Source organism: Pseudoalteromonas sp. Z9A6, assembly GCF_011378805.1.
Taxonomy (GTDB): domain Bacteria; phylum Pseudomonadota; class Gammaproteobacteria; order Enterobacterales; family Alteromonadaceae; genus Pseudoalteromonas; species Pseudoalteromonas distincta.
Window position 1 is genome coordinate 22,981 of sequence record NZ_WTKZ01000044.1, and the last position, 11,296, is coordinate 34,276.

Annotated in this window: 9 protein-coding genes and 2 pseudogenes; 2 read left to right on the forward strand and 9 right to left on the reverse strand. The window is 39.1% G+C overall.

Features of this window, described 5'->3' with window-relative positions; genetic code table 11:
* Positions 1–141: 141 nt before the first annotated feature.
* From GQR53_RS15075 to GQR53_RS15085, 3 genes and pseudogenes are all read right to left on the reverse strand, one after another.
* Entirely contained in the window at positions 142–855 is a 714-nt protein-coding gene (locus GQR53_RS15075) for a DUF1499 domain-containing protein (protein ID WP_154903654.1), read from the reverse strand.
* A 106-nt stretch (positions 856–961) separates the two neighbouring features.
* Positions 962–2,301 (reverse strand): annotated as a pseudogene (locus GQR53_RS15080) (DUF1501 domain-containing protein).
* A gap of 9 nt (positions 2,302–2,310) precedes the next feature.
* Positions 2,311–4,218, reverse strand: a pseudogene (locus GQR53_RS15085) (DUF1800 family protein).
* Between the two features lie 170 nt (positions 4,219–4,388).
* Between GQR53_RS15085 and GQR53_RS15090 the strand changes: the two are divergent.
* Positions 4,389–4,604: a hypothetical protein gene (locus tag GQR53_RS15090; protein WP_002958138.1), complete on the forward strand. Its 216-nt coding sequence runs from the start codon at positions 4,389–4,391 to the stop codon at positions 4,602–4,604.
* A 49-nt stretch (positions 4,605–4,653) separates the two neighbouring features.
* Here GQR53_RS15090 and GQR53_RS15095 read toward each other — a convergent pair whose 3' ends face one another.
* The 6 genes from GQR53_RS15095 to GQR53_RS15120 form a co-directional block, all read right to left on the reverse strand.
* The gene (locus tag GQR53_RS15095) at positions 4,654–6,219 is read right to left on the reverse strand and encodes a diguanylate cyclase (RefSeq protein ID WP_240917486.1); all 1,566 of its coding nucleotides are present in this window, start codon (positions 6,217–6,219) and stop codon (positions 4,654–4,656) included.
* Between the two features lie 395 nt (positions 6,220–6,614).
* A complete protein-coding gene (locus tag GQR53_RS15100; protein WP_165744382.1) occupies positions 6,615–6,959 on the reverse strand; it encodes a hypothetical protein in 345 nt (114 codons plus the stop codon).
* A 15-nt stretch (positions 6,960–6,974) separates the two neighbouring features.
* Complete coding sequence (locus GQR53_RS15105; RefSeq protein WP_165744383.1) at positions 6,975–7,439, reverse strand: nuclear transport factor 2 family protein; 465 nt, start codon at positions 7,437–7,439, stop codon at positions 6,975–6,977.
* A gap of 91 nt (positions 7,440–7,530) precedes the next feature.
* Entirely contained in the window at positions 7,531–9,957 is a 2,427-nt protein-coding gene (gene hrpB, locus GQR53_RS15110) for an ATP-dependent helicase HrpB (RefSeq protein WP_165744384.1), read from the reverse strand.
* Positions 9,958–10,037: 80 nt separating this feature from the next.
* Positions 10,038–10,220, reverse strand: a complete 183-nt coding sequence (locus GQR53_RS15115; RefSeq protein ID WP_165744385.1) for a hypothetical protein — start codon at positions 10,218–10,220, stop codon at positions 10,038–10,040.
* A gap of 111 nt (positions 10,221–10,331) precedes the next feature.
* On the reverse strand, positions 10,332–10,745 hold the full coding sequence (locus GQR53_RS15120; RefSeq protein WP_165744386.1) for a group II truncated hemoglobin: 414 nt from the start codon (positions 10,743–10,745) through the stop codon (positions 10,332–10,334).
* A gap of 276 nt (positions 10,746–11,021) precedes the next feature.
* Here GQR53_RS15120 and GQR53_RS15125 point away from each other — a divergent pair, with 276 nt between their 5' ends.
* On the forward strand, positions 11,022–11,219 hold the full coding sequence (locus tag GQR53_RS15125) for a CsbD family protein (protein WP_002958133.1): 198 nt from the start codon (positions 11,022–11,024) through the stop codon (positions 11,217–11,219).
* The last annotated feature ends 77 nt before the right edge of the window (positions 11,220–11,296 follow it).

Below are 11,296 nucleotides of genomic sequence, written 5' to 3' on the forward strand. Positions count from 1 at the left end.
TAACTCCATAGTGGTTAAAAATTAAAATCATCAACAGCATAGTCCATAGCCCGTGAATAGAACCTGACAATATAAAATAGGCACAAAAAAAGCCCAAACAGTGTTTGGGCTCAATCGTTAGTACTAGGGCGCTAAATTTAATTATTTTGCAAGTAAGCTGTTTAGTTCATTAATAATTGAATGAATGCGCTCTGCATTTTTTCCTAAATCACTACGCCCTACTCGCGATTTACTACGAATATCAACAAAACGTTGGCTGCCTTCATCTTTAATACGAATTACCACATCGTCTTTAAAACCAAACCATGTGGTTGTATCTGTAGCTTCTACAATACCTGTAGCCGTGTTTGCACTTACCACTGCAAAACCAAGATTTTTAACTGCTTGTTCGCTTGCTGCCATCAAATCGGCTTTAGATTGTGCAAAGCTTAACGTTGCCAGTTCAGGGTATGCTTTGCGTTGCTGTACTGCCGTTTCTTCACCCGCGTACTCTACTGGATTTGGTGCTTCAGCACGCAGTGGCGCAATTGCTACAAATTTTGGTGGGTTAACTAAATCTGTTGAAATATCATGAATTGCCGGTACGCTTTTAGCTTTGTTCATCATGTTAAGTGGCATAGCAATAGCCACAACCGAAAACACAAGCGCAATAACACCACTGCTTAGCGTTAACGTTTTACGCATAAATAACGCTTGTATTATAAGTAGCACCAATGCAGCGCCACCAGCGTAAACACCAAATTTAAAACCAGCAAACGCAGTTCCTAGCTCTACAATACCAAATTTATACAAAGGCCCTGGCAGTATGACGAGTAAAAAAGCGATTAGACTAACTAAGCTCACTAAAACTTTCATTTTATGATTCCTATATTGTGTGATTTTTATTATTAAAACAATTAAGCACTATTAACCAGTAGCTTATACTACTAACAAGTGCTTTTAGATTACTATTAGCGACTAATTACACAAAAAAGCCCAATGTTGTGTGATCAAAGTTACTCAAGTTTGGAAAAATATCAACAAGCTCAGAGCTTGGCACACCAAACCACTGAGCCAATGTGGCAAAGTACTGTTCATTAGCAACACTTGGAATTAAACGACCGCCACCGGTATCTTGTGGGCCATCCAAATGTTGAGTTAATAGCTCGCCATATATATTGCCGCCTTTTACTGCGCCGCCCATTACTATTTGGTTCCCTGCCCAACCATGGTCAGTGCCATCGCCATTTGAGGTCAACGTGCGACCAAAATCAGACATAGTAAACGTAGTCACTTTATCAGCCATATCAAGCTCTTTCATCGCACTATCAAATTCACTTAACCCTTGAGCTAACGTATTTAATAAAGCAGGGTGCGTTGTTAATTGGTTGTCGTGGGTATCATACCCCCCCATAGAAACAAAAAACACTTGGCGTTGAGTACTCAACTTTGCCTGTACGCTAATTGTTTTAGCGACTGCGGCAAATTGCTCACTAAGGCTATTATCGCTAAATGGGGTAATAAGTGCAGGCGCGCTTTCTAACGCGCTGTTCATTGCTTGAGTGTTATTTATCGCACTTGTTAAGCCATTGGCATAAGCTGTACTTAACGGATGGCTCGTATTGCCTAGTAAGCGGTTCATAATAGCGGTTACGTGCTCGCTACGAGGTTGATACCCTCCAAACGCGTTAATACTACTAATGCCGCTTTTGTTAAGCGCAAATGCATTGCTAGCACTTCCCGTTTGCCATAAATTAGTACCGTCGAGTGATACATTAGCTGCAAACTCATCTTGTAACTCTAAACGCTCTAAAAGTCGTGCGCCCCACCCGCTATTAAGTGATTGTTTTTCTCGACCATACATCCACGCAGCTCGCTGATCGTTATGCGAAAACAAATGCTTAGGCAAACCTATTGTTTTATTTTTATAGTCATTCAATGTTGTGGGAGCGAGTAAAGTACCTACCCCGCCTATAAATGCTAAATTTTGAGATTCAAACACATTTTGTATCGGTTCAAGTGAAGGATGAATACCTACTCCACCGGCAAACTGGCTTTTAATGCTTAGCTCAAGTGGGCTTTCTACCGCTAGGTTTTGCCTGCTTTGCTCGTACAAACTCCGTTGCTCGCCTTCAAGCGGAACGAGCATATTTAACGAATCATTCCCCCCGTATAAATACACACACACTAATGCTTTATAATCACCTAGCTCAACGGCATTAGTCGCTCCAGTTAATGCTTGTAATTGCAGGCTCGTTAACGCGGCAGTCGATACGCTGCCTTTACACATAAAGACAAAAACTCTCTTCTATTAATGCTCATTATGCGCTCCTAATACTGCACGTTAAATTCAGGTGAAATAGCAATCATATATAATAAATACGAAACCCGTTCACGGTATTGCTCTTCATTAAAGTAGGCATCTAAATCAAGTAATGCTTGGCGTGTGTCACTGCTCATTGCGCCTGCAAAATATAGCGTGTTGTACTGAGTTAATAGCGCACTAACACCGTTTTTCTCTAACACATTCATGTCGTCTTGAATATAAACATAAATACCATTTGAATTTAAATCACTGTGTGCTTCAGCGGTACTCCACACTAAACTTGCGTAAAGCGCGTTCATGGTGCCAATCAGTGTTGCATCGTTTGCTATTTGTAACTCTGGCGCAACAATACCTTCATTTCGCAAAGCTGCGGTTTGATAATCTGGCCTAAAAAAGTTAAATACCGAAGCCGACTGCATGGGTCCTTGCCCGTAGCTATTTATTAAATTCCATGTTTTATAGTAACCAGCCAAAGATTTAGCATCGAGATTTCGCCAAAACTGTACGGTTTTTAAAATAGGCTCTTTAATTTTACCTTGATAGTTAAGCACTGAGCCAAAATGCCGTGCTTCATCATCTAAATATATAGCCTTTACTACAGCCGCTAAATCGCCGCGTACACCAGCGCCATTATCAATAAATACATTAGCTACTCGTTCAACGTATTGGGGAGTTGGATTTGACGTAATTAATCGTTGAATAAGCTGCTTAGTAATAAATGGCGCAACATTTTGATGGTTAAATAAATTATCGAGCGCTATTTGCAATGACTCTTCTGCTGTATAACCTTGTGGTATAACCTCGCCATTTAGTAAGGTTTTTTTGTTTACTAGAATGGTACTCGTCAAATGCTTCCATTGGCTTAATATAGTCACGACTTTTACGCTTAAATGTTTCACTATCGGCAAACGTCCAACCAGTAAATACGCGTGCAAAACCCTCTATTTCGACCTGTCCGTAAGTAGCAATAGTATTACCTTGTGCATCAAGCTTGGCGCTGCCATCTAGGTTTAGCTCTTCAAGGCCGATAGTAAATAACTGCATTACTTCACGTGCGTAATTTTCGTCTGGGCGAATATTAAGTGTATCGTCTGCTTTTTCGTTACCCAAATGGCTTAAGTAAGTTCCCATAATAGGCGAAAGCGTGACATCTTCGAGTAAGTCACGATAATTACCAAAGGCATGCTTTAGTAACAAATCGTAATAAGTGATCATGCCCTCAGGTTGCCCTCTTAAGGCACTGTTTTCATCCGACACTACTAATATTTCACTTAACGCAAATGCAACACGTTGACGAAGTTGATCGTCACTTTGCATTACTACCTCCACCATGCGTCTATGCGGCTTATGTATTTAAAGTCGTCATCGTCATTTAACTTTACTAAATAATCACGGTGATAATTAATAGGTAGCGCTATTTGCTTATCAAGCCATTGCTGCTCGCTTAAACCTTGTGCGTTTTGTATTTCACTAAGCTTAGGTCCCATTGTTGCTTGGTGTAGTAACCGTGCGGCGCTAATGTCATCCATACTATTACGTGCAGTAAAGCTTAGCGTTTTTACACTGCTTGCCCCTTCGTTATCGGTTGCAGTGACCGAAAAAGCGTAATCAACAGGCTTATAACTTTGCGCATTTAGCAGTGTTACTGAAGTAGTTGTTGCCTCTAAAGGCGCACTAATTAGTTCAGGCCCTTGCGTTTGTTGCCACACAACAGATGTAATAGTGCCGTCTTTATCACTGGCTGTTGCTGTTAGCTCGATTGTTTGGCCTTTACTTAATTCACTAGGAATATCAGCGACTGACAAAATGGGGATTTTATTTCCGTTAACGGTTGGCGTATCATCGGAGCCTGAACCACCGCAAGCGCTTAGTATAAAAACCGAGCTTGCGATAAGAGCAAATTTATAATGCATGTAAAGTCGTCATCATTTGTTAATTAAAGTACGTTAGTGTGTACCGAGTTTAATGCATTTATTGAAACACAAAATTTACAATTTAACTCTTTATTTTTTGTAACCGAATCATGATCGCCCCATTAATAATGCGCTAGCAGCTGGGGTAAACAGCCAGAGCTTTATTATTTATGAAAACAGAAATTCGCTATTGTTTTGAATCTTCACAAGTTGCTAACCGATTTTTACACGAGCTCAAAGACTGGCCGGTTAACGATGTAAAAACACGACTTTTTAATGGCGGCGATAGTGTAAAAGTGACATACGAATACGACGAAAGTGGTTTTGATTACACTTGCGCCGAACTTGATGACCTAGCGCAGAGCCATGGCGGGAAAGAGGTTTAAGCGTTTTATAATAAAAAACAGCTGATGCATCTTTAATAATTGACTTAAATTATATAGATTTGATTGATGTTTTATCTCTACCTGAGTTTTTCGCTTCGTAGAGCATTATGTCAGCTTCTTTAATTAGTGATTGGATAGACACATTATTACCACTTAAGGTTTCTTTTGTAGCAAATACACACCCAGCACTAATTGTTAAATATTTACGTACAGGCGACGCTTCATGAGGTAAATTTAACTCCCGAACCGCCAAAAGCAATTGCTGAGATATATCTACAAACTCTTCATAAGAAAGCTCTTTAAAGAATAATATGAACTCTTCGCCGCCATAGCGCGCGACTGTTCCTTTGTTTTGCTTTGCCATTTGTTGTAATTTACATGCTAGGAGCTGTAAAGCGTTGTCTCCACCTTGGTGACCATAAAAATCGTTATAATTTTTAAAGTGATCTACATCAAGTAATATTACTCCAAAGGCATTTTGTTGCTGTTGAGCCTGCTCCCATTGCGCCGCTATAATTTCATCAAAGGCACGCCTGTTGTAAATTTGGGTTAACCCATCAATTTTACTTATTTTTTCGAGCTTAAAATTTTGCTCTTTTACTTGTTTAATTAACGCATTAAAACCGCTAATTAAAACGCGCATTTCTAAAAATTGATTAGTGAACCTCAAAGGCTGTAAATCGTTTTTAACCAACATTGAATTAATAGCGGACGCACCACTAATAAGCGGTTCAATAAAATAACGATTTACAATATAAAAACCTAATAATGACATTACAAAAAACATTAACAAAATAAGCTTTAAATAATCATCAAATAAAACTGGCAGTGTTTGGTGATGGTGCTTAACGTTCAAAGCAAGCAATGGCTTACCATTTACATCTAGAATCACCCTCTTCCTTTGAGTGGCAATGTCCTCTTCTTGGAGGCTCCCTTTAAGCGTCGCAATATCGTTTAAAGAACTACCGTGTGCTATTTGTGTATAGCTAAGCTCCACTTGTGCAATTTCCGCTAAGGATTTGATCAACGACGGTCTTACTTTTTTTATAAAAACAATACTACCAACAGGCTCACCTGTTTTATCTGTTCGCTTTATTACATGCGATGCAAACATGATAGGGCCGCCCGCTGTTTGTAAAAAACCAGAATGGCTTAAACTACTGTCTTCATTAGCAGCTTTTGGATTAGGAATAATTGCGCGGTTTAATTTATTAACCTGTAAATCTAAATCAGGCGCATCAAACTCCGTATGCTTCATATAATCATACGCTTGTCCGTAAACCATATTAAAGTTTACATCGTAGATAAACACACCATCAATTTTGAGAGAATAGAAGGTATCCCCTACAAAGTTTGAATCTACATATTCTGCGTCAAAATCAGCCATATAATCATAGGTGTCATCCCATACGGCGTAGTCATAATTGAGTGTTTCTAAAAATATAAACTCTCTATCAAGCGCAATATTAAGACTCAGTAATTCACGATTTTGATAATCTTCAATACTAGTATTTATAGTCGGCAGGCTAAAAAAATAGCGGTACCCAACTAATAAACTCGTTACAAAGCACATTAAAATCAAAGTACCTATTATTACAAAAAATCTTAATGTCATAGTCTCTATCTAATCGTGTAGAATTAAGTCAAAGTAGCTTACGTTTTATGTTTTAGACTTCTGCATCTAAATTATAAATAATTAGCTTCTTACTAAAGCGTAGTATAAATTCATGAGCAGGTATAAACAAAGCTTACTATTAAGTTTTATAGCGTTAAAACGTTAGCACTTTCAATAATATATTTAATATAGACATAAAATCATACCAATTCGCTTAATTAAGTGGTCTATTGTGAGGGCGGAAAAACGTGTTGATAGCTAGGCAAAAAATTAGCTATTTAGTTGTTCTAAATGAGAATTTTTTAACGCAGGTAGCGACACGTTTAGCCTCGCAAAATGATTAAGTATTATTGCGAATTGGTATTACACATTTAATGTAATACAAAAAGCTGAAACTATTTCGCTACCGAAACTTCCACTTTCGACGAAGATGAACTCGCAAGATCCAGTACTTCATAATAATTTAAGCCATCAATTTTTTTACCAATAATAAAATAATTCATTTCATTCATCATGGTTGGGTCGCCTAAAACATCTTCTGCGCTTTGCACATCAGAAAATTGAATTGCAATTAAGGCGCCTATAAAGCGCATTACATCTTGAGATTTTAATGTCTTTAAAACTTTATGAACTCCCGCCTGAGTTGACTCAGGTGTAGAACCATCAAATCTAAAATCACTTTTTGTACTAGCGCATGCACTAAGCATTAATATTGATAGTGCGATCAGTAAATGTTTCATATATATCCTTATTTTTTATTCGTGATACTTGCGTATCATCGCCACTTTACCGTTTTCAAGTTCTATTACTTCCATCATTGTGGAGGTGTATTCTATTGGCTGCTTACTTTGCGGGTGAATGCCCTTTGCATGACTCTTATAACGAATAGCAAAGCCTGTATCATTAAACACAAATGTATTAAGCAGTGTGCTTTCAAACAACGTGTGCGCACCTAAGTAAAAACTCATACCTTTGCGCATCTGCTCTTTGCCATCAGGAGTACGTGAGTCATCCGGTTGATACGGAATATGCTGATTACCAATATCATCGGTTAACAATGCAAGATAAGCCTCAAGCTCTTTAGCACCTGCGTTAGGTGCTTGTGTTGCGGTCATTGTTTTATAGTATTGCTGCGCAAATGCATTTAAGTCGAGTGGCTTTTCAGCATAAGCCGAAAAAGCAGTTACTAGAGCCAAACCTAACGTTAAAAGTAACCTCATTGACTATTCCCTGTAGTTAAAAATATTTTATAGGTACATTACCTTAGTAAGTTCAATAATCAAACAAAATCAGTTTTAAGTAAATTAACACCTACATTTTGCTCTTTACTCTATTTGTTGCAACGCTGTTGGCTGGGTCGTCTGGCCAAAAATGTTTAGGGTAGCGGCCTTTCATTTCCTTTTGCACATCGCGGTAACTGCTAGCCCAAAAGTGGGCTAAATCTTGAGTAAGTTGCAATGAACGTTTACCTGGCGATAGCAGCTCCATAAGCAATGACAATTTACCGTTGGCAAGCATAGGCGTACTGGTCAAGCCGTAAACCTCTTGCATACGCACGCTTAGCTTTGCGGGGCCATCAAGCTGGTATTCTATTTTTATATTTGAGCCACTTGGTACCGTTAAGCGCAGTGGTAACAATGCTTTTAACGCGGTTTGTTGTTGCCAATCAAAACAGTTTTGTAATGCTTCAAAGTAGTTAAACTTTTTAAGCTGCGTGAGCGTTTTAATATCTTCTAAAAACACGCCTAGCCACTGCGCTGCATTTTGAATAAGTTGTTGCTCGTTTATTTGCGGGAATTTATCGGGCATTAAATTACTTGCTAGGCTCATACGTATCAGCAATTGTTGCGCATCAGGTTGCTCATTAAATAAAGCAAAACCGTGTTTAGTAAATAAGCTAAGCCACGCTTTAGCACGCTCGCTCTTATCTAGCTTTTGTTTACTAGGCTGGCTGCTGAGCGTTATAGCCCCGAGTTTCACTTCATCTTGATGAATAAAGCGCGCTGATTTTTCATCAAACTCACAACGAGTAAGTTCACTAAATAAATGCGGTAAAAATTCTTGTAACTCAAATGGGTTAAGTGCGGTGGCTGCAAATATACGCCCACCTTTGTGCCCGCCCATGGTTGCTATGGCTAAGTAATCGTCGTTGTGCCAGTAATCGACATTTAACTCAGCACCAGCACCATTGGCAAGTAAATAACCATTACCACGTTTTTTAGCGATGCGATCGGGGTATGCCAATGCCACCAGCAAACTTATATAATGCGTATTTAATTCGCTGTTTTCGTCTTTTACTTTTAAGCGGCTTTGCCAATATTTTAACTGTTGTTTAAATACCGGATGCGGACGTTGCTGTTGGCTATGTAGCGCTAAACTCAACTCGTTTGCACTATTTACTCGGCTCTCAAGTAATGCCACTAAATAAATAGCGAGCCTAAAAATACCAGAGAGTTGGTCATCAAGTATTTGTGCTTTTAATAGCATATGCGCCAAACGAATATCAGCACCAAACCCTAACATTTTACTGCCAAGCGGTGTGAGCTTACCCTTGCTATTAATAGCTTCTAGCATGTTAAGCAGATTACTTGCTTGCTCGCATTGCTGCTCAGTGGGCTTATCGAGCAAGGTTAGCTCATCAATACTGGCTCCCCATTGCTTTGCCTCAAGCATAAGTTGGCTTATGTCTGATGTGAGTATTTCGGGATTGTCGTGACTATTACGTCGCTCAAAGGTTTGCTTTGAGCCAATTCGATAAACAATGCCCGGCTCTATTCGCCCTGCACGCCCAGCGCGCTGCACAGCAGACGAGCGCGATATACTTTGTGTTGTGAGCTCTGTAACCCCTGTTTTTAAATTAAAGGTGGCTGCACGGCGCTTGCCGCTATCAATTACAATGCGTATACCTTCAATAGTTAAACTAGTTTCGGCTACATTGGTGGTAAGCACTACTTTGCGCATGCCGTTTGGTGCAGGAGCAATAGCAGTTTGCTGATTAGCTTTATCTTGCTCGCCAAATAGCGTTGCAACTTGGCAGTTACTGGGTAAATCGCTCAGTGCTTGTTGCACGCGTAATATCTCAAACTGCCCAGGTAAAAACACCAACGCGCTGCCTGTTTGCTCATTAAGTGCTTGTTTTATTATGTTAGGAATTGCATCAAGCCAGCGACTTTCTTCTTTTATGGGTATGTATACTTCGTCTATTGGATAGCTGCGACCGCTTGATTGAATTACAGGGCAGTCAAAAAACGCTGTATAACGCTCAGTATCAAGAGTTGCCGACATAAGCATAATGGTTAAATCTTCACGCAGCGCACTTTGGGTCTCGAGCGCAAAGGCAAGTGAGGTATCGGCTGCAATTGAACGTTCATGAAATTCATCAAATATCAGTAAATCAATATCGCTTAATTCGGGGTCGTTTTGCAGCATGCGCGTTAACATGCCTTCGGTGACTATTTCGAGGCGCGTATTAGCGCTTACTTTACTCTCGCCCCTAATCCGCAAGCCCACACTTTGCCCAACACTCTCGTTTTGGCACTTTGCTAAATAACTGGCAATATTACGTGCAGCTAAACGGCGAGGCTCTAGCATTACAATACGTTTAAAATGCCCATCGCGCATTAGTTGCAGCGGCAACCACGTAGACTTACCCGCACCAGGCGGCGCTTGTAATAACGTAATAGGATTACTTTGTAATGTAGTAACGAGTTGTTGATATATGTCTTGAACCGGCAGCACAGCTATTTACCCTAAATTGCTTTGTGTGCATTGTAACAAAAAACCGCAGCGACGCTGCGGTTGATATTTAATATCTTAAACTAGTTTGATGATGGGCAATTTTGATTACCGTATATAACCTTTACTTCACCATCACCATATTCACAAAAGTATTTATCTGCATCCATGCCAGTTCCAGCCCATTGCTTTATAAGTGGTGAAGCAGATGCTGTTGTCGACAAAAAAACAAACGATAACATTACTAATAAGCCAACTTTTTCCATTCTATATTCCATCCCTTTTAAGATTTTTAACTCGATTCGCGATGATAACTCTAAATGAAATAAAGTAAATATTTAAAAACCCAGAGCCCTAACTTTAATACTCCACATATATTAACTACCAGATACCATTCTAATTCGATCTGCAGGCACTCGTAATTGATCCATTAAGTAAATTTTAAATGAGGCTTCGTAAGGTTGCTCATCAACCGCTTTTTGCATGCATAAAAGCCATGCATCACTTTGCTCAATTCCTACATGTAAATGTTTATGCGCTTGAGGTATGTTAATACTACCAAAATGTTCAGCGTATAATTTAGGACCACCTAACCAGCCCGACAAAAAGTAAGCAAGCTTTTTACGCGATGCCGATAAGTCTTTTGAATGCATACTCCTTATATTTTCAGCCTCTTTTAAAGCGTCCATATTGTCGTAAAACGCATTCACCAATTGTGTAATACCTGCTAACTCACCTGCCATTTTGTATGAGCAGTCACCCACTCCGTATTCACACGTTTTTGTATTCATAACTCACTCAGGTTAACTACTTTGTTTAATACCTGCATATTAGCTTAAAACAAAAATTTAAGAATGAGTTACATCAAAGCGGCCTGATTTATGTCAGCAATAATTACAGGCTGCTATGTATATTTTTTAATAAATAGCGCAATATTAAAAACAAAATCGCTCAACATAAAAATATAACCAACTGATAATAAAAACAATAAAATCATTATTATTCATTGGTACACGCCTTGCTCCTTTTATACTGAACGTTAATTAAATCTAAGTAAGGAGAAACTTATGAACAGCGATCGTATGAAAGGTAATTGGAACGAACTTAAAGGTAAGGCTCAACAAAAATGGGGCGATCTTACTGACGACGATTTAGACAAAATTGAAGGTAGCCGTACAGAGCTAGTGGGTAAAATCCAGCAGCAGTATGGTAAATCTAAAGAAGAAGCAGAGCGTGAAGTTGATGAGTTTGAAAAAACTCACTAATCGCTAACTTCTAAAAAAAACGCCATTTGGCTAATGCCAGTCAGTTAAGCTGACTGGCATCTTTCTTTTTATGGGGA